Source organism: Nocardia arizonensis (genome assembly GCF_001310275.1).
Taxonomy (GTDB): Bacteria; Actinomycetota; Actinomycetes; order Mycobacteriales; family Mycobacteriaceae; genus Nocardia; species Nocardia arizonensis.
Window position 1 is genome coordinate 122,993 of sequence record NZ_LGYZ01000049.1, and the last position, 19,134, is coordinate 142,126.

Annotated in this window: 19 protein-coding genes; 8 read left to right on the top strand and 11 right to left on the bottom strand. The window is 68.5% G+C overall.

The features are described 5' to 3' along the window. Positions 1-10: 10 nt before the first annotated feature. Positions 11-1,411 carry an O-antigen ligase family protein gene (locus APZ21_RS08560; protein WP_054812689.1) on the bottom strand — a complete coding sequence of 467 codons (1,401 nt, stop codon included), beginning with the start codon at positions 1,409-1,411 and terminating at the stop codon, positions 11-13. A 412-nt stretch (positions 1,412-1,823) separates the two neighbouring features. Continuing rightward, positions 1,824-2,684, bottom strand: coding sequence for a TetR-type transcription factor C-terminal domain-containing protein (locus APZ21_RS08565; protein WP_054812690.1), 861 nt, complete (start codon positions 2,682-2,684; stop codon positions 1,824-1,826). A 176-nt stretch (positions 2,685-2,860) separates the two neighbouring features. Between APZ21_RS08565 and APZ21_RS08570 the strand changes: the two genes are divergently transcribed. Both APZ21_RS08570 and APZ21_RS08575 read left to right on the top strand, forming a co-directional pair. After that, positions 2,861-4,072, top strand: a complete 1,212-nt coding sequence (locus APZ21_RS08570; protein WP_054812763.1) for an acyl-CoA dehydrogenase family protein — start codon at positions 2,861-2,863, stop codon at positions 4,070-4,072. A gap of 51 nt (positions 4,073-4,123) precedes the next feature. After that, complete coding sequence (locus APZ21_RS08575) at positions 4,124-4,885, top strand: SDR family NAD(P)-dependent oxidoreductase (RefSeq protein ID WP_054812691.1); 762 nt, start codon at positions 4,124-4,126, stop codon at positions 4,883-4,885. A gap of 24 nt (positions 4,886-4,909) precedes the next feature. Here APZ21_RS08575 and APZ21_RS08580 read toward each other — a convergent pair whose 3' ends face one another. The 3 genes from APZ21_RS08580 to APZ21_RS08590 all read right to left on the bottom strand — a co-directional run bounded on the left by APZ21_RS08580 (position 4,910) and on the right by APZ21_RS08590 (position 7,697). Next, positions 4,910-5,362: a hypothetical protein gene (locus tag APZ21_RS08580; RefSeq protein ID WP_054812692.1), complete on the bottom strand. Its 453-nt coding sequence runs from the start codon at positions 5,360-5,362 to the stop codon at positions 4,910-4,912. 47 nt (positions 5,363-5,409) lie between these two features. Then, positions 5,410-6,927: a sulfatase family protein gene (locus APZ21_RS08585; protein ID WP_054812693.1), complete on the bottom strand. Its 1,518-nt coding sequence runs from the start codon at positions 6,925-6,927 to the stop codon at positions 5,410-5,412. A 326-nt stretch (positions 6,928-7,253) separates the two neighbouring features. Beyond that, positions 7,254-7,697: a winged helix-turn-helix transcriptional regulator gene (locus APZ21_RS08590; protein WP_054812694.1), complete on the bottom strand. Its 444-nt coding sequence runs from the start codon at positions 7,695-7,697 to the stop codon at positions 7,254-7,256. A 120-nt stretch (positions 7,698-7,817) separates the two neighbouring features. Here APZ21_RS08590 and APZ21_RS08595 point away from each other — a divergent pair, with 120 nt between their 5' ends. The 4 genes from APZ21_RS08595 (at position 7,818) to katG (ending at position 12,451) form a co-directional block, all read left to right on the top strand. Beyond that, on the top strand, positions 7,818-8,732 hold the full coding sequence (locus tag APZ21_RS08595; protein WP_054812695.1) for an NADP-dependent oxidoreductase: 915 nt from the start codon (positions 7,818-7,820) through the stop codon (positions 8,730-8,732). Positions 8,733-8,899: 167 nt separating this feature from the next. After that, on the top strand, positions 8,900-9,700 hold the full coding sequence (locus APZ21_RS08600; RefSeq protein WP_156370878.1) for a hypothetical protein: 801 nt from the start codon (positions 8,900-8,902) through the stop codon (positions 9,698-9,700). A gap of 86 nt (positions 9,701-9,786) precedes the next feature. Further along, on the top strand, positions 9,787-10,230 hold the full coding sequence (locus APZ21_RS08605; protein ID WP_063125103.1) for a Fur family transcriptional regulator: 444 nt from the start codon (positions 9,787-9,789) through the stop codon (positions 10,228-10,230). Beyond that, positions 10,223-12,451, top strand: coding sequence for a catalase/peroxidase HPI (katG, locus tag APZ21_RS08610; RefSeq protein WP_054812698.1), 2,229 nt, complete (start codon positions 10,223-10,225; stop codon positions 12,449-12,451). The genes APZ21_RS08605 and katG overlap by 8 nt, the downstream gene beginning before the upstream one ends. A 68-nt stretch (positions 12,452-12,519) precedes the next feature. Here katG and APZ21_RS08615 read toward each other — a convergent pair whose 3' ends face one another. From APZ21_RS08615 to APZ21_RS08625, 3 genes are all read right to left on the bottom strand, one after another. Continuing rightward, the gene (locus APZ21_RS08615) at positions 12,520-13,281 is read right to left on the bottom strand and encodes an SDR family NAD(P)-dependent oxidoreductase (protein ID WP_054812699.1); all 762 of its coding nucleotides are present in this window, start codon (positions 13,279-13,281) and stop codon (positions 12,520-12,522) included. A gap of 254 nt (positions 13,282-13,535) precedes the next feature. After that, positions 13,536-13,820, bottom strand: a complete 285-nt coding sequence (locus APZ21_RS08620; RefSeq protein WP_054812700.1) for a hypothetical protein — start codon at positions 13,818-13,820, stop codon at positions 13,536-13,538. Between the two features lie 310 nt (positions 13,821-14,130). Beyond that, positions 14,131-14,409, bottom strand: coding sequence for a hypothetical protein (locus tag APZ21_RS08625; protein WP_054812701.1), 279 nt, complete (start codon positions 14,407-14,409; stop codon positions 14,131-14,133). 18 nt (positions 14,410-14,427) lie between these two features. Here APZ21_RS08625 and APZ21_RS08630 point away from each other — a divergent pair, with 18 nt between their 5' ends. Then, on the top strand, positions 14,428-15,081 hold the full coding sequence (locus APZ21_RS08630) for a hypothetical protein (protein ID WP_054812702.1): 654 nt from the start codon (positions 14,428-14,430) through the stop codon (positions 15,079-15,081). A 402-nt stretch (positions 15,082-15,483) separates the two neighbouring features. Continuing rightward, complete coding sequence (locus tag APZ21_RS08635) at positions 15,484-15,861, top strand: hypothetical protein (protein WP_054812703.1); 378 nt, start codon at positions 15,484-15,486, stop codon at positions 15,859-15,861. Positions 15,862-15,956: 95 nt separating this feature from the next. On the opposite strand, the gene APZ21_RS08640 is transcribed toward APZ21_RS08635, so the two are convergent. From APZ21_RS08640 to APZ21_RS08650, 3 genes are read right to left on the bottom strand one after another with little or no spacing between them, the layout of a single operon-like run. Continuing rightward, positions 15,957-17,204, bottom strand: coding sequence for an ABC transporter substrate-binding protein (locus APZ21_RS08640; protein ID WP_054812704.1), 1,248 nt, complete (start codon positions 17,202-17,204; stop codon positions 15,957-15,959). Next, the gene (locus tag APZ21_RS08645; protein WP_054812705.1) at positions 17,204-18,256 is read right to left on the bottom strand and encodes a branched-chain amino acid ABC transporter permease; all 1,053 of its coding nucleotides are present in this window, start codon (positions 18,254-18,256) and stop codon (positions 17,204-17,206) included. The genes APZ21_RS08640 and APZ21_RS08645 overlap by 1 nt, the downstream gene beginning before the upstream one ends. After that, positions 18,253-19,134, bottom strand: coding sequence for a branched-chain amino acid ABC transporter permease (locus APZ21_RS08650; RefSeq protein WP_054812706.1), 882 nt, complete (start codon positions 19,132-19,134; stop codon positions 18,253-18,255). Before APZ21_RS08650 ends, APZ21_RS08645 begins: the two co-directional genes overlap by 4 nt.

The window sequence follows — 19,134 nt, forward strand, 5'->3', positions numbered from 1 at the left end:
CCGCGCCGGGTCAGGCCGTCTCCGCCCGCGTCGGGGTGCGCGGTATCCCGGTGGCGGGGGTGCCGGAGCGTTTCGCGGGCGGGGCCGCGATGGTGATGCGGGGCAACGGCATCGTCACGTCGAACATGGACGCGGGCCGCAGGTGCGGCTGAGCGACCGGCGCGGGCCGGTCGCGGCGGGTCATGAGTACGGCCAGGGTTATCGCGGTCACGAAGGCGACGCGGTGGTTGGCGGCCGGATTGTCGACCAGGTTCATGATCACGAACGCCGAAAGCCCCGCCGCGACGGCGGGCGCGGTGGGGGTTCCCCGACGACTCGCCTCGACGGCGGTCCAGATGCCGATGACGGTAATCGCGACGACCGCGCACATGCCGAGCACACCGGCCTCGATGGCGTAGTTCAGCCACAGGTTGTGCGCGTGCTGATAGGTCTCCGTACCGGAGGTCTCCTCGTTGAGGTAGGCGCCCGCACGTCCAGGCCCGACGCCGAGCGGATGCTCGCCCGCGATGCGCACGCCCGCGATCCAGACATCCGCGCGCACACCGACCTTGCCACCCCGGGTCACCAGCGCGAACAGCGCACCCGCGGCGAGCACGGCCACGACAGCCGCCGACAACACGTACAGACGTTTCGGGACCGTCGGATGTCTCCCCGATTGCAGCCGCCGCAGCAGGACGAACACCACCAGACTGCCGATCGCCGCGAGCACGCCGGCACGCGACCCGGTGAAGATCACCGCGAGATAGCCGAGGGCGACCAGTCCGACGCCGAGCAGCCGCGCCGAGAGGTCCACCGTCGCCGCCACGCCGGCCGCGGCGATCGGCAACAGCAGGACCAGGAACGCGGCGAGGAGATTCGGATTGGAGAAGGTGCCGGTGGCGCGGATCATCGCGTCCGCGTCGCAAATGTCGTCGGACCCGTCGATCGCGCCGCGACAGAACCCGGTCGGCGTCGCCTGCACCACCTGCTGCACGGCGACCCCGCCGGCGATGCTCACCCCGACGACGGCCAACAGCACGATGGCGGGCCACGGGTCGGGGATCACCCGGCTCACCCCCACCGCCAGGTAGTAGACGGCGACCACGGTGCACAGGCCGCGCCAGGACGCCCACTGCTGCCCGGCGAGATGGTTGGCCGCGGCCGAGGCGACGAGCAGTACGGCCAGGGGTATGTCGAGATCGGTGCGCCACCGCGACTCGCCGGTGGCCAGCACCGCTATCAGGCCGATCAGCACCGCCAGCCGCGTCGGCGTCAGCAGCCACACGATCGGCTGTTCGGGAAGGATATTGACACCGCAATTCAACGCCACCAGCGCCAGGCACAGCAGCGCCACCGCCCGCGCGGCGACAATACGCGGCGCGACACGCGGTGGACGCTCCGCTTCGGCGGCAGCGGGCCCGAGAGGACTCACGGACCATATATCTCAAACCCGAATGTCCACATTGCCGCCAATACGTGATCTACGGGTGAGATCTTCGCATCGGTACGGACTCGACCGCCCTTCTTCGCCTCGACCGCCGCAGGAGGAGTCGCGCCGGGTCCATGACGATGACCGAGGACACCCTCCGGTATCTCGCGGGCGTGGACGGCCCGTCCTGAGCAGTTCCGCGCGACCCTGACCGCGGCGGGTTTCACCCGGATCGAGGACCGCACCGCGTCACAGTTGCTGGCCGGCTACGGTGTGGGAACTGGCAACGGCCCGACCGATTCGGGGCCGCACCTGATCCACGCTCGCGCATCCTGACCGGCGCGGCCGGCGCCCGCGGCAATCGCCGAACACCACGTACCGGGTCGCACCGGCCCGGTGGCTGCGGCGCGGAGTCCTAACTCGGCGCAGTGGTGTGGCCGAGTAGGGAAAGGGCGAATTCGGCGTAGTCTCGGGCGATCCGCTCCGGGGTGGAGGGACCGTCGTCGCGGAACCATTGCGGCAGTGAGGTGCACATGGTCGCGATGGCGCGGCCCGCGGTGCGGAGGTTACCGGTGCCGAGTGCGCCCTCGGCAGCCGCGCGATCGATCGCCGCGTCCAGGATGTGCTGGACCCGGTTGCGGGAGTCGGCGATTCGGCGATGGTTGGCCTCGGTGAGACTGCGCATCTCGCTCGCGCCGATGAAGGCGAGTTTGCGCCGGTGAGTGTGGAACAGCGCCAGCGCCTCCACCAGCAGTGCCACATTCTCGACCCCGGTGTGCGCCTGCTCCCCCGCCGCGGCGACCCGCCAGTGCAGTTCGTCCATGGTGAGATCGAATATGCGAACCAGCAGATGCTGTTTGTCCGGGTAGTGGTGGTAGACGCCGGGCACGCTCAGTCCGGCGCGTTTGGCCACCGCCCGCATGGTGGTGCCGTGGTAGCCGGTCTCCACGATAGCCTCGACCGCCGCCGCGAGTACCGGATCGAGTTCCAGCGGCGGGAAGACGCGCCAGTCCCCCGGCTCTACCACTTCGGCGCGACCCGGCCCCGCCCCGCGGCGGATCTCCGCGGCGGCGTCGGGTAGCAGCCGGGCGGCAGGCACCCCGAGTGCGCCGGCCAGCACGTACAGCCGCGATACCGAGACCTCGGTCTTGTCGTTCTCGATCGCGCTGACGGTGGCCGGGCTCAGCTCGAGTCGGCGCGCGAGCTCGCGCACCGTGAGCCCCGCCGCGCGGCGGGCGTCCCGGATCGCCGCGCCGGGACCGGAGGGTTCTGCCATCCGAGCATCTTGTTCGGAATTACCGAACAACGCAAGTCCACGAGACGAACCGTGAATCACGCATTGACCCCGTCGAATTCGCTGTGACATAGTAGCTGACGGCTGTGACCGAGCGATCGTTCGGTAAGTTCAGCGACGAGTTCACGATACGACGAGTTCACGAAACGAGGTGCGGCGTGCCGATCGATCTCGACTACTCGCCCGAGGTGTCGACGCTGGTCGACCGAACGCGGGAATTCATCCGCGAGGTCGTCCTGCCCATCGAGGACGAGCACGGGGGCGACATCACCGCCGCGGGTTCGGACACGATGCGCACCCGATTGCAGGAGGCGGCACGGGAGGCGGGCGTCTTCGCCCCGCACGCGCCGCTCGAATTCGGCGGCCTCGGGCTCGGCATGTCCGATCGCGCGCCGGTGTTCGAGGCGGCGGGCTACTCCCTGTTCGGCCCCTTGGCGCTGAATATCGCCGCGCCGGACGAGGGCAACGTGCATCTGCTGGCCGAAGTCGCCTCGCCCGAACAGAAGTCGCGCTTCCTCGAACCGCTCGCCACCGGCGCGGTGCGCTCGGCCTTCGCCATGACCGAACCCGCCCCCGGCGCGGGCTCCGACCCGTCGGCCCTGCGCACCCGCGCCGAGCGCCGCGAGGGGCAATGGTCCATCACCGGGCACAAGTGGTTCATCACCGGAGCCGACGGCGCCGATTTCTTCATCGTCATGGCCCGCACCTCGGGCGAGCCGGGCGAGCGCGGCGGCGCGACGATGTTCCTGGTCCCCGCCGACAGCCCGGGTCTACGTGTCGGACGGCACATCTCGACACTCGACCGGTCCATGGTCGGCGGTCATTGCGAGGTCGACTTCGACGATGTCCGCGTTCCCGATTCGGCCGTGCTCGGCGCGGTAGATCAGGGCTTCGCCTACGCGCAGGTCCGGCTGGGTCCGGCGCGCATGACCCACGTCATGCGCTGGCTCGGCGCGGCGCGGCGCGGCCACGACATCGCGGTCGCCCATGTCGCCCGGCGCGAGGGATTCGGCGGCAGGCTGGGCGATCTCGGCATGATCCAGCAGATGGTCGCCGACAACGAGATCGACATCGCCGCGACCCGCGCGTTGCTGGTGCGCGCGTGCTGGGAGCTCGACCGGGGCGAGACCGCGGGCGATTCCACCTCGATCGCCAAAACCTTCGCCGCCGAGGCCATCTTCCGTATCGTGGACCGCAGCGTGCAGATGTGCGGCGGACTCGGCGTCTCCGACGATCTGCCACTCGCGCGGCTCTCGCGCGAGGTGCGCCCGTTCCGGGTGTACGACGGGCCGTCCGAAGTGCACCGCTGGGCACTGGCCAAACGCCGTATCGGCGCCGCCAAGCGCGCGCTCGCCGAGGTCTCCGACTGATCCGTCCGACATCGAGTTCGGGCAATCGACAAGAACAAGGGATATCCGACGATGGGATTCATCGACAAATTCCGCATGGACGGCCGGGTCGTCGTGATCACCGGCGCGTCATCCGGATTGGGCGTCGCGTTCGCGAATGCCTTCGCCGATGTCGGCGCCGACCTCGTCCTCGCGGCGCGGCGCGTGGACAAACTCGAGCAGACCGCGGAAGCCGTTCGCGCCGTTGGCCGCAGCGCGCTGACCGTCGCCACCGATATCGCCGATCCGGCGGCGACGCAGCACATGATCGACGCGGCCATGGAACGTTTCGGTCGCGTCGACGCGCTGATCAACAACGCGGGAATCGGCACCGCGCATCCGGCCCTGCGCGAGACGCCCGAACAGTTCCGCGAGGTGATCGACATCAACCTCAACGGCTCCTACTGGGCCGCGCAGGCAGCGGGCCGCGTCATGCTGCCCGGTTCGTCGATCGTCAATATCTCCAGCATTCTCGGACTCACCACCGCCGGACTGCCGCAGGCCGCCTACAGCGCGAGCAAGGCCGGACTCATCGGCCTCACCCGCGATCTGGCCCAGCAGTGGGGCGCGCGCAAGGGCATTCGGGTGAACGCCATCGCCCCCGGCTTCTTCCACACCGAGATGAGCGATCAGTACAAGCCGGGCTATCTCGACGCCATGACCGAGCGAATCGTGCTGGGGCGCATGGGCGATCCGTACGAACTCGCCGCCGCCGTGGTGTGGCTGGCCTCGGACGCGGGCGCCTACGTGACGGGTCAGACCATAGCCGTCGACGGCGGTGTCACCATCACTTAGACCAATTGCCGAAATACGCTGTGATCAAGCGGTTTTCGGGAGCCGTCGGTCGATGAGGTCGAGCCAGGTGTTCGGCTCACGGACATACCAGGCGACGCTGTCGCCGCCATAGGTCACACGGAGCAGATCGCGACGGATGGACTTGCCCGCGTGCGACCGGACCAGGTCTACGGCGGTGACCGACGACAGCGGAATGTCGACCGGGGTGTCGGCGCCCGCGCGGGCGAACCACAGACGGGTGTCGGTGAGGACCAGGGCTCCATTGCCTCGGATCTGCGCCCCGCCCCGCGAGGCGAGGCCGAAGTAGTTGGCGGTGAGGTCGCGGTGCACCACCTCGTCGGGGGCGAACTCGCTCGCGAGTTTCGCCTCGCCGGATTTCTCCAGCCTGGCCAGGACGACTCGGCTGACGACGAGGACGATGGCGAGCACGACCGCGACGACGGCGATCACCAGGACGACGATCTCGAGGGCATCCACCGCCGCAGCCTAGCGCCTTCCGGGCGATCCGTTCGGGCGAGTCGAGTTCAGCGACAGGTCGCGCCCGCGCAGGCGGTGAGTTCGGCGAGCCTGCGGTCGAGTGCGGTCACGACGTCCTGGTGCGCCGCCCTGCCCTCGGGGGTCGCGAGGAGGTTGGTGAGCTGATACGGGTCGGCGCGCAGGTCGTAGAGTTCGTATTCGCGCTCGTCGAGCGGTCGTTCACGTTCGTACCAACGGACGTAGAGGTAGTCCTGGTTGCGGACACCGACCCAGGACGGCATGTCCAGGATGTACACGAGCGGGGTTTCGGTGCCCGGGATCTGTTCCTGGGCGATGCCGTCGCGTCCGGTGTAGCCCGCGCCGCCGTATTCGGCCGCGAAATCGGTGCGCCAGGAGGCGGCGTCCCCGCCCAGCACCGGCCGCAGGGAGCGGCCGTCGACGCGGTCGGAGGCGGGGATGCCCGCCCAGTCGAGGATGGTGGGCGCGAGGTCGATCGACAGCGCCATGGCGTCGGTGCGGCCGGGGCCGATGCCGGGGCCCGCGATGGCGAGCGGGACACGCATGGACTCCTCGTAGGGCGCCATCTTCTGGGTGAGTCGATGCGCGCCGAGGCTGTAGCCGTTGTCGGAAGTGAAGATCAGGTAGGTGTTGTCGAGCTCGCCGGTACGCGAGAGCGTTTCGACAATGCCCGCCACCATCTCGTCGAGCGCCTTCAGCGAGCCGAGGCGGTTGGTGTAGTCGGCGTCGTTGGTCAGCTCGATGGTGGCCGCCCGCTCGACGGCGGTGTCGACGAGCCAGGTGGGCTTGTCCGAGACATCGGCCTCCTGATAGTTCGGCGAACGTGGCGCGGCCGTCGGGCGGGTCTCGGGTATGTGGCGCGGCGCGGGCGGAATCGGGAAGTGCGGCGCGGTGGAGGCGGCGTACCAGAAGAACGGCCGCCCGGAGGACGCGGCGTCGGTGATGAATCGCTCGGATTTGGCCCGGATCACATCGGTCTCGTAATCCCGCGGCGTGACACCGTATTTCACGAGTCGGCCGTTCTCGTTGAGCGTGTAGTTGTAGCCGGAGTAGAGGAAGTTGTCGACGCCGGCGTTCCAGTCGTCCCATCCGGGCGCAATGTGGTTCGGATCGTGTTCGAGGCCGTTGAGGTACTTGCCCGCCATCCCGGTGCGATAGCCGGCGTCGTGCAGCGCGGTGGCGATCGTGTGGGATTCGTTGCCGTTGCGGACGAACGCCTCGAATCCGCCGACCTCACCCGCGTTGGTGAGCACACCGGTGTTGTGGCCGTACTCGCCGGTGAGGATGGACGAGCGCGCGGCGCAGCAGATCGGCATGGGCGCGAATCCGTCGGTGAACTCCATCCCGCGGTCGCGGATGAGCTCGGCGGTGCGCGGCATGGCCTGCCAGACGGGCGTGGTGACGGCGTCCAGATCGTCGGCCAGGATCATCACCACATTCGGCCGCCGGTCCGGTTGGGCCCCGGCGCCGGACACACACAACGCCGCCGCCGAGATCGCCGCCATCGACACGATCAGCGTCCGACGCAGCCATTGAGCGGAATACATGCGAACTCCTCGGATCGGATGGCGCGGCCCGGCACGACGGCGCCCGAATCGGTACGACCCTAACCAGTCGAAGCGCCGAATCGGCACCGCCACACCGCATGATGTGGCGATCCTCATCCGGCCTTGCGCATCGTCGTCCGGTCCGCATCGCACCGCCGACCCTTCGCGGGCCGCGGTCGCGGGCCGGTCCGATGCGGCGGCGGTCGGCGACCGCCCGGCGGGCACGCAGCTCGGCCGTGGTCGGCCAGTACTACGGCGAAATCGAAACGCGCACAAGCGACATCGCCCGTACGGCGGGCGCGAGAGCGGATCGAAATGCCCGCCTGTCAGGCGACCCGGCTGTCGTAGTCGACGCGAGAGGCGATCACCTCGTCCATGTGCGCCTCGGCCCACGCCTTGATATCACGCACCACCTGGTACAGCGACAGCCCCAGATCGGTCAGTTCGTAGGTGACCGTGACCGGCACGGTCGGTGTCACGGTGCGGGTGAGCAGTCCGTCGCGTTCCAGTGAGCGCAGCGTCTGGGTCAGCATCTTCTGGCTGACCCCGGCCAACCGCCGCGACAGTTCCGAATAGCGCATCGTCCGCGGCCGGCCGGTGCTCACGTGATCGGGTCCGTCCGGGCCGTCGCCGCCAAGGGCCGCAAGCACCAGCGCGACCCATTTGTCGGATATGCGGTCGAGCAATTGGCGGCTGGGGCACTTGGCCAGGAAGGCGTCGTAGTCGTGACGCGCCCTTGCCCGCTTCTGGGCCGCCGTCGTGGTCGGCATCGCCCGCTCCTTCGCATCGTTGGTGACTTACGCACTTTCAGGTGCGTACTTCCCATTGGAGAGTTACCTATCGATAGTGGTCCGTGTCAGCCGAGGAACACAAGTCCAGGAGGAAAAGTCATGGGAGAGCGGACCTTCCGCACCGCCGTCGTCCGCGCGCCGGGCGGACCCGATACCATCGAGATCATCGACGCGCCGGTCGCCGAACCCGGGCCGGGCCAGGTGCGGGTGCGCGTCGCCGCCGCGGCGGTCAATCCCGTCGACCTCGCGGTCGCGGACGGGGTGTTCCATGCCATGGGCCTGGTGCACCAATCCGAATACACCGGTCTTGGTTGGGATTTCGCGGGCACGGTGGAGGCCGTCGGCGCGGGCGTCGAGTTGACCGCGGGCGATCGGGTCGCCGGTATGGTGGCCGGTTTCGACCGCGATTTCGGCACGTACGCCGAACAGCTCGTGGTCGCGGCGCGCGATGTCGCCGTGGTCCCGGACGGATTGACGCCGGAGGCCGCGTCGACGGTTCCGCTCAACGCGCTCACCGCCGATCAGATTCTCGACCTGCTCGCGACGCCCCCCGCCGGTGGCCGCCTGCTCGTGACCGGCGCGGCGGGCGCGGTCGGCGGCTATCTGGCCGCGCTCGCGCCGGAACGCGGTTGGCGGGTCACCGGCTCGGCCCGCACCGAGGACGAGGGGTTCGTGCGCGGGCTCGGTATCGATTTCACCGCACACGCCGAACCGGGCTGGGACGCGGTCGCCGACGCCGCGGCGCTCCAGGGGCAGGCGTTGGCCCTGGTCCGCGACGAAGGCGTCTTCGTCGGCGTGCGCCCGGGCGATGTGCCGCCCACCGAGCGCGGGATCACCGTCCGCGCGGTGCAGGCGCATGCGGACGGGACTCGCCTGCGCGAGCTGCTGGCTCGCGCCGCCGCCGGTCAGCTGCCCGCCCGCGTACACGCGGTATTGCCGCTGGACCGGGTCGCCGAGGCCCACCGGGCGATGGCCGAGGGCGGAATCCGCGGGCGCTACGTGCTGCGCCCCTGAGCCGGTGCCGTGCCCCCGGCGCATTATTCACGGCGGCGGGGGCACGCGCCAGACTTCCTCCCCAAAGATGGTGCGCGCGTCACACTTTGACGGCGAGCTGGGTCCCAACAGGAACCCGACTGCGGTAGTGTGCACGCCGACGGTAACCGCCTGCAACGGGGGTGTCGATGAGCAATGCCACACGGGCGCAGGATCGCTACGATTACAGCTGGACCATAGTCCACACCGACGCGCGCGGAATGCGCCGACTCGTCGAGTCGGGTCGTGGACGATTCGGCACCGCGGACTCGTTCACCAACGCCACTTTCAGCAGCCACACCGCGGTCGGCGCGGCGATCTTCGACGACGCGTGCGACTACGTGACCGAGAACCACTTCTGCGAGATGCTCGACGCCCGCATCGATGACACACCCGAGCCGGTGGCGGTCGTCGAGGTTTCGGTGGTGGTGCTCGACGGGGACGGCGCCGAGCGCGCGACATTGACCGGTGTGCCCTACTACCGCCAGGTCACCGACGACGACGTCGCCGAACATCTGATCGGGATGAGTCAGGCCGCCGTCGAAGACGAACGCCGCCGACTCGCCCGCGACCTCGACGACGAGCCGGAGGTCGGCGCCGCGGATTTCGGCTGGTACACCGAGAGCCACACGTACGAGGCCGTGGCGTTCGGCGAGACGCTCGACGAGCAACGGCGCGAACCGATCGACGCGCTGCGCCGCACGGCCGCCCACCTGCGGGCCGAGGTTCACGAACCCGATTTCTGCCGGGAACAGCTGGCGCGCGCCGAACACGATCTCCTCGAGACCGACCCGACCGCCGAGCGCCTGACCGTCGACGTGCGCCGCGCCCGCGTCGATCGCTGGCGGCGTCAGCTCGAGATATCCGCCGAGGCGTATCTGGACGCCGCCGCACTCGACGCCGCCGCCTCGAATCTGCGTCGCGCCGCGCGCGCGGACAGCGACCGCTGAACCGGTTCCACCGAGCGCGCGCCCTTTTTTGATTCATTCCAGAATTTCTCTTGACTCATTCCAGAAAAGGGATAAGACTTCGGTACGTGCCCACGGCTTCGGAGTTCCAGCACTTGCTGCGGGAGTCCTCGCTGCGCGTCACCCGGCCCCGGGTCGCGGTGCTCGGCGCGGTGCACGACCATCCGCACGCCGACACGGATTCGATCATCCGCGCGGTGCGGTCCGCCCTGCCGGAGGTGTCCCACCAAACCGTGTACGACTCGTTGAACGCACTCACCGCCGTCGGGTTGGTGCGGCGTATCCAGCCCTCGGGATCGGTGGCCCGATACGAGACACGCGTGAACGACAACCATCATCACATCGTCTGCCGAGCATGCGGGGAGATCGCCGACGTCGACTGCACCCTCGGCGAGGCCCCCTGCCTGACCGCCTCCGACGACCGCGGTTACTCGATAGACGAGGCCGAGGTCATCTACTGGGGCCTGTGCCCGAACTGTTCGGAATCGCGGGCATCACGATCACATCCGTGATCACAGCCCACATCACCCATTTCATGGAAGGAATGCTGTGTCCGAAAGCGAGAACCCGGCGATCGCGTCTCCCACTCCCAAGACCGAACACCGCCCGCACACCAACAAGGACTGGTGGCCGGAGCAGATCGATGTCTCCGTGCTGCACGCCCACTCGTCCAAGGCGAACCCCTTGGGTGAGGACTTCGACTACGCCACGGAGTTCGAGAAGCTCGACGTCGACGAGCTCAAGGCCGACGTCGCCGCGGTACTGACCGACTCACAGGACTGGTGGCCCGCCGACTTCGGTAACTACGGCGGCCTGTTCATCCGCCTCAGCTGGCACGCCGCGGGCACCTACCGCATCGCCGACGGCCGCGGCGGCGCCGGTCAGGGCCAGCAGCGCTTCGCCCCGCTCAACAGCTGGCCCGACAACGGCAACCTGGACAAGGCGCGGCGTCTGCTGTGGCCGGTCAAACAGAAGCACGGCAACGCCATCTCCTGGGCCGACCTGCTGGTGTTCGCGGGAAACGTGGCGCTCGAATCGATGGGCTTCCAGACCTTCGGCTTCGGCTTCGGCCGCCCGGACACCTGGGAGCCCGAAGAGGTCTTCTGGGGGCCGGAGGACACCTGGCTCGGTGATGAGCGCTACAGCGGCGAGCGCGAACTCAGCGGGCCGCTCGGCGCGGTGCAGATGGGTCTGATCTACGTCAACCCCGAAGGCCCCAACGGGCAGCCGGATCCGCTGGCCGCGGCCCGCGACATCCGCGAGACCTTCGGCCGGATGGCGATGAACGACGAGGAGACCGCCGCGCTGATCATCGGCGGGCACAGCTTCGGCAAGACCCACGGCGCAGGCAATGCCGACCTGGTCGGCGTCGAGCCCGAGGGCGCGCCGATCGAACAGCAGGGCTTCGGCTGGAAGAGCGCCTACGGCACCGGTAAGGGCAAGGACGCCATCACCAGCGGCCTCGAGGTCATCTGGACCGCCACCCCGACCCAGTGGGGCAACGGCTTCCTCCAGAACCTTTACGGCTACGAGTGGGAGCTGACCAAGAGCCCCGCGGGCGCCTGGCAGTGGAAGCCGAAGGACGGCGCGGGCGAGGGCACCGTGCCCGACCCGTTCGACGGTCCGGCGCGCACCCCCGGCATGCTGACCACCGACCTCGCGCTGCGCGTCGACCCGATCTACGGCGAGATCACCCGCCGCTGGCTGGATCACCCGGAGGAACTGTCCGAGGCGTTCGCCAAGGCGTGGTACAAGCTCCTGCACCGCGACATGGGCCCGATCAGCCGCTACCTCGGCCCCTGGGTGCCCGAGCCGCAGCTGTGGCAGGACCCGGTCCCGGATGTCGACCACGCCCTGGTCGACGCCGACGACGTCGCGGCGCTCAAGGCCAAGGTCCTCGAGTCGGGCCTGTCGGTTTCGCAGCTGGTCAAGACCACCTGGGCCGCGGCGGGCAGCTTCCGCAGCACCGACAAGCGCGGTGGCGCCAACGGCGCGCGCGTGCGGCTGGCCCCGCAGAAGGACTGGGAGATCAACGAGCCCGCCGTCCTCGCCGAGGTGCTGCCGGTGCTCGAGGGCATCCAGCGGGACTTCAACGCCTCCGCCGACGGCGGCAAGAAGATCTCGCTGGCCGATCTGATCGTGCTCGCGGGCTCCGCGGCCGTGGAGAAGGCCGCCGCCGACGCGGGCTTCGAGGTCACCGTGCCGTTCGCGCCTGGTCGCACCGACGCGACCCAGGAGAGCACCGACGTGGAGTCGTTCGCGGTGCTCGAGCCCCGCGCCGACGGCTTCCGCAACTACGTGCGCGCCGGTGAGAAGGCGCCGCTGGAGCGGCTGCTGCTCGAGCGCGCCTACCTGCTCGACGTGACCGCGCCCGAGCTGACCGTGCTGGTCGGTGGTCTGCGGGTGCTCGGCGCCAACCACGGCGGCACCGAACACGGCGTGTTCACCGACCGTCCGGGCGTGCTGAGCACCGACTTCTTCGTCAACCTGCTCGATCAGAGCACGGAGTGGAAGGCGTCGGAGTCGACGGAGAACGTCTACGAGGGCTTCGACCGGGCGACCGGCAAGGCCAAGTGGACCGCGACCGCCAACGATCTGGTGTTCGGTTCGCATTCGGTGCTGCGCGCGGTGGCCGAGGTCTACGCCCAGCGTGACGCGGGCAAGAAGTTCGTCGACGACTTCGTCGCCGCGTGGGTCAAGGTGGTCGACAACGACCGCTTCGATCTGGCCTGAGTGATATCCCGCTGAACCCGGGCCTGCCCTTCGGGTCGGCCCGGGTTCTCGCGTTCACGCCGCGGCGATCACTTCGGGGCGAAGCGCATACCGGCGTCCAGGCGCAGGCACTGGCCGTTGAGCATGGCGTTGTCGACGATGGCGCCGACCAGTTTGGCGTACTCGTCGGGCCGTCCCATGCGCTTGGGGAAGGCGTTGCCCGCCACCAGCGGCGTCACGACCTCCTGCGGCACGCCCGCGAGGATGCCGGTGTCGAACAGCGACGGCGCGATGGCCAGCACGCGCACGCCGACCGAGCCGAGGTCGCGCGCCATGGTCAGCGCCATGCCCGCGATACCGGCCTTGGCGGCGGTGTAGGCGACCTGACCGATCTGGCCCTCGAAGGCCGCGATGGACGCGGTGTTGATGATGACCCCGCGCTCGCCGTCGGCGTTCGGCTCGCCCTGGCTCATGTGCCACGCCTGGAGCCGGTTGAGGTTGAATGTCGAGATCAGGTTCAAGTTGACGATGTCGCTGAAGGTCTCCAGGTCGTGCGGCCCGGTCTTGGTCAGCGTGCGCTTGGCCGCACCACCGCCCGCGGTGTTGACCGCGATATCGAGTCCGCCCAGTTCGGCGACGACGTCGGCAAGGATCTGTTCCATTCCGGCGTGATCGGTGACATCGCCCGCGTAGAACGAACCACCCAGATCTGCCGCCACCTTCTGCCCCTCGCTCGCGGTGCGGTCCACGATCACCACGCGGGCCCCGCGGGCGGCGAGCAGTTCGGCGCTGGCGCGCCCCATGCCGGACGCGCCGCCGACGACGACGGCGCGGGCTCCCTGAATCTCCATACTCGTTCCTGTTCCTAGGCTCGGTGCTACCGTCCCGACGGTATAACGTGTTCTAGAAAAAGCACCAGCCCCGCAGGACTCGACCACCGCCGCCGTGGTCGCCCGCGTTCTCGCCGGTCGATTCGACGGCCCACCCCGCGACCGCCGCCGGCTGCCCGGCAGGCGCGGACGCACCGAGCGGACATATTCGCCCGCCGTGCCGCGGCGCACCGCGATCGACTCGGAATATGCCCGCTCGATTCGAGAGCTGTTCGCTATTCGGCCGGATCGCCCTCCGAAGCCTCGTCAGCCTCGTCAGCCTCGTCGTCGGCTTCGTTTCCTGCCTCTTCCTCGGATACGGCGTCGTCATCGGATTCGTCGTCCGCGTCGTCGTCGGATTCGTCCTCGGATTCGGTCCGAGAACCCTCGTCCGACTCGTCCTCGTCGGATTCACTGTCGGAATCGTCCGCGAACTCGTCGGCGACGAATTCGTCGTCATTCGCTTCGTCGTCGGCCTCGTAGCCGGGATCGTCTTCGTCGGGGGGAATGGGTTGTGCCATGCGTCAATGGTCCACCGGAGCACCGCACCGCGTCGCCGAAATCACGCAACCTGGACGGCACCGCGTCGCGTGTCGCGATTCATGGCGTGTCCCAAGGAATTACGACGCAATCACCTCGACCTGTTTCGCACCCGCGAATTCGGTGTCACGTAGTTCAATTGCAGATGAACAGTTTTCGCTTCATCCACCGAAGAGATCGGACGAATTACGCTCGGCATCAATCGGTTCCGTAATGGAATACCTTCGGGCGAATCCCGGAATTCTCGAACGATCGTACCGAAACCATTCCTTGTCGGTCGACGACTTCCCATTACGCCCGAACCGACGACCGATCTCGAATCGCCGTCCCGCGACGCCGCCGCAGCAACCGGCGTAGGCGATCACGCAGACCGGCGATGGAGCGCGGTCCGGGGTCGGCGGGCCGCTCGTCCGCCTCCACCGTCGCCGCCTGCGCGAGTCGCGCGTGCAGTTGTTCACGAACCTGGTCCGGGGTGTACGCGCGACGGCGGCGCTCGGCCCGCACGACAACCACACCGGTGGCGACCACACCGGCCGCACCCGCCAATCCCACTGCCTTCCACCACCTCATACCGCATAGGCTACGGCCATGACGGGTAAGGGCATCAGTCTGGACCGGGCTCTCGAGCTCACCAGAACCGGCGACATCTGGCTTTTCCGCGGACATTCGACCGCGGACCGGGTGATCAGGATGACGACCAACAGTCCGGTGAACCACGTCGGCATGTCCGTGGTGATCGATGACATGCCCGCCCTGATCTGGCACGCGGAACTGGGAAAGTCGTTGCCGGACCTGTGGTCCGGGTCCGCGCACCGCGGTGTGCAACTGCACAACCTGCACGACGCCGTCCTGGTGTGGGCGCACCGCTACGGCCAGCAGGCGTGGCTTCGGCAACTGAACCTCCCGGTCACCGTGGAGATGGAGGACAACCTGCTGCGCACCATCGCCCGACTCGATGGAACCCCGTTCCCGTCGACCGCCGCGCTGGCGGGCCGCTGGTTGCGCGGGCGCGGCGCCCGGCTGCCGAAACTCGGACGCCGGGCCGCCCGCGAGTTGGAGAGCGCCTACTGCGCGGAGGTCGTCGCGGCGACCTATCAGTCGATGGGTCTGCTGCCCGCGCACCGCGACGCCAACTGGTACGACCCGGGCCGCTTCTGGAGCGGTGACGGACTCCGTCTCGCGGGTGGCTACGAACTCGGTGGCGAGATCGCCGTCGAGACGCCGCCCGCGCCGGGAGAATGACCCCGGCGTCGCCGCCCGAACTCGATCAGGTTGAAGCTGACATGGAATATCACCCGTTTCGGGTGAGCATCGCGTCGGGGTCGGCCGCTACCGTTGCGGTGAACCGCATTGTTGGACGCGGCCGCCGACCCGGTCCGGGAATCCGGCGGTCGCTTATTGCAGGTTGCCCTCGCCGCCGTGTGCGTTCCTTCCCTGATGCACACGGTGCGCGCGGCCCTCTTTCATCCGCGCCGAGCCCTGTCGAGCCCACGATTCCTGGGTCTGAAGCATTCTCATTTCAACTCTAGACTTGCCGATGTTCGGGCGGCGACTACCTGCCGCCACTACCGGATAGGCAAACTTGTGACGAAATTCCCACTTGTGACGAAATTCCCAGTGGCCCGGTATATCTCGACAATCGGGGTGACCGCGGCGACCGTTGTCCTGCTCGCCGCGCCACACGCCGCCGCGGCATCGAATACCTACACCATGTCGGTGACGGGTTCGAGTCACGTGGCCGGGTGCGCTTACACGCTGTCGATCGACAACCCGCCGGCTACCGCCTCGGCCGCCTTCTACGACAACGGCCAGCGGATCGGCCCCTCCTCCGGCTCGGGGAGCCTCACCGGCCGACTCGAGACCAAGTGGACGCCCGCCACCGCCGGAACCCACACGCTCACCGCCTCCATGGGCTACCTGAGCACCGCCGTCTACGTCGACCCGCTGACCGTCGAGGTCACCTCGACCGGCACCTGTGCGGGTGGCGGGCTCGGCTCGCTGCTGCCGAGCATCTCCGGCTGATCGTTCGCACGCCGCGTCCGGGGCCGTACGTGACGACCCCGGACGCCGCGATGCCGGGCACCGCGTGGCGGAGCCCGGCATCGGGGGTGGTGTCGCTACTTGGTGGTGTCGATGATGTCGCCGACCAGGCTCCAGCGGTCACCGCTCAGGCGCTGGATCTGCAACGCCTCGATCGGGAAGGAATCACCGGGGCCCGTCTTCAGCGAGATCCCCGGCAGCAGCAGATCGACCGACACATTGTTCAGGTTGCGCATGGCGTCGCGCAGACCTTCCCGGGTCGGGCAGCCCGCCGCGGCGAAGGTCTTGGCGAAACTGTCCGCGGTCGCCCAGCCCAGCAGGGCGTAGCCGCTGGTCGGGTCGATGCCCTGGCCGTAGCGGGCGAGTTTGTCCTTGTACTCGCGCATGGCCGGATCGGAATCGCGGGACGGATCGGCGGGATCCTTGACGAAGGCGGCCGAGACCACGCCCTGGATGTTCTCCAACCCGACCGGCTTGAGGGTGGTCACCGAATTGGAAACCGTGGTGAGGATGTGCAGGGGATTCCAGTCGGTGGCGCGGGCGTCGGCCGCGAGGGTCTGCGCGGCGAACTTCGGCGTCGAGAAGTTCAGCAGTACATCGGCTTTCGATCCGGCGAGGGTGCGCACCTGCGGTTCCACGGTCGGATCGGTGACCTCGTAGCTCTGCTCGGCCACGATCTTCACCCCGCTGTCGGCGATCGCGGCGCGGAAGCTGTCGAGCAGATCCTTGCCGAAGTCGTCGTTCTGGTAGAGCACCGCCACCGTCGCATCGGGCCGTTCCTTGCGGACGTGCCGGGCGAACGCACGGCCCTCGGACCGGTAGCTGGGCTGCCAACCGATGGTCCACGGATGTTCGGTGTCGGTGCCCCATTTGGTCGCGCCGCCCGCCACGAACACCTGCGGGACCTTGCGCTGGTTCAGATAGTCCCAGACCGCCGAGGACGTGGCGGTGCCGAGGGTCTGGAAGACGGCGAACACCTGGTCCTGCTCGACGAGTCGGCGGGTCTCCTCCACCGTCTTGGGCGGCTGGTAGCTGTCGTCGCGCAACAGGTATTCGACCTTGCGTCCGCCGAGACCGCCCTTCTCGGCATTGAGGTAGTCGAAGTAGGCGTGCACGCCCTTGCCCGCCTCGCCGTAGGCCGACGCGGGCCCCGACAGCGGATACACACCGCCAAGCTTGAGCGTCGTGTCGGTGATGCCTACGGTCTGCTGACCGCGGCACTCACCTTCGGCCGTGGTGACGCTGTCACCGCGCCCGCCGCACGCGGTGAGTGCCAGCACGGCCGCCGCGGCCACTCCGACCAACCGAAATGCCCTGGTTACCATTATTTTTCGCCTTTCCGAACGAGCACGGGAATGATTCGACGAACGATGCGGCCGACGAGTCCGGCCAATCCGGTCGGCGCGAGGTACATCAGGGCGATGACGACGATGCCGAAGATCACCCCGGGCGCGGCCTGGTTGACGTCCTGGGCCACGCTCGGCACGTATTGCACGAACAGTGCCCCGAGCAGCGCGCCCCACAGTGATCCGAGACCGCCGACGACGATGCCCGCGAGCAGGGTGATCGACAGGCCGACGGTGAAGGAGTCCGGCGAGACGTAGGCGATCACCCAGGTGTAGACGCATCCGGCGACGCCGGCCAACATGGCGCTCCAGGCGAAGGCGAGGCTCTTGTAGAAGGCCAGGCGCACACCCATCATCTCCGCCACGATCTCGTTGTCGCGGACCGCCCGCAACGCGCGACCGACCCGCGACCGCAGCAGTCCCGCGACCAGCACGAAACACACCGCCGCCGTGCACAGGGCGAGGAAGTACAGCCACTGGTCCTCGGCGAGACCGGTCCAGGCGGGCGCCTGCGGCTTGGACACCGTCAACCCCATCGATCCGCCGGTGATCGAGTCGAATCGTTTGAGCAGCGGCACCGTGAAGATCGCAATGGCCAGCGTGACCAGCGCCAGGTACAGTCCGCGAAGCCGCAGTGCGGGAATGCCGACCGCGAGCCCGAGTACGAAGGTCACCGCGGCCGCGAGCGGCAGCGCCGCGAGATACGGTACGTCCCAGCGATCCATCACCACGGCCGCGACGTAGGCGCCCGCGCCGAAGAACGCGCCGTGGCCCAGTGATATCTGGCCGGTGTAGCCGGTCAGCAGATTCAGCCCGAGCAGCGCGATCGCGTAGATCATCACCATCGACAGCTGGAAAGTGTAGAACGGGGCCAGCTGGAACGGGGCCGCGCAGGCCACCGCGAAGAGGGCGGTGACCGCCAGCGGATTGCGATGCCGAGTCACGAAGGCGATCCAGCGGTTGCGCCGCGCGGAGGACGGCGCCGGGGCAGGCTCGGCGGCCGCGGCGGGCCGAATGTCGATCTCGCTCATACCCGTTGCACCGCCACCGTGCCGAAGAGTCCCTGCGGGCGGATCAGCAGGACCGTGACGATGATCAGCAGTGGCACGCCGATCTTCAGTTCGGTCCCGATCACGTCGATGTAGGCGCCCGCGAGTGTCTCGGTGACCCCGACGACGAGTCCGCCCACCACCGCGCCGACCGGCGAGTCGAATCCGCCCAGGGTCGCCGCCGCGAAGGCGTAGATCAGCACGCCGCCCATCATGTTGGGTTCGAGGAACAGCATGGGCGCGGCCAGGATGCCCGACACCGCCCCCACCAGGGCGGCCAGTCCCCACCCGAGGGCGAGTACCATTCCGACCCGAATCCCGTTCAGCCGCGCCGATTCCGGGTTCGCGGCCACCGCCCGCATGGCCAGCCCGATCTTGGTGAAGCGGAACAGCGCGAACAGCAGTGCCATCACCGTGGTGACCACGGCGAGCACACCGAGACTCTCATAGCTCGCGCTCACCCCGCCCGTGCTGATCGCGCCGTCGGGGAACGGACTCGGGAACGATTTGAGCTGGAACGACCAGATCCACCCCGCGACGGCGTTGATGAAGAAGAACAGCCCGACGGTGACGATCACCAAGGTCAGTTCGGGAGCGCCTTCGACGGGCCGGATCACCACCCGCTCGATGAGCATGCCACCCGCGAAGGAGATGGCGAGCGCGGTGATCATGGCCGCCCACAGCGGCATTCCGGTCTGGCCGAGGGTCCAGGCGAGGAAGGCGGAGAACATGGCGAGCTCGCCCTGGGCGAAGTTCGCGATGCCGGTGAATCGGTAGATGAGGACCAGTCCCAGCGCCAGGCTCGCGTAGATCGCGCCCGCGGTGAGACCGCCCAGAATTTGTTCGATCAATTGGTTCAT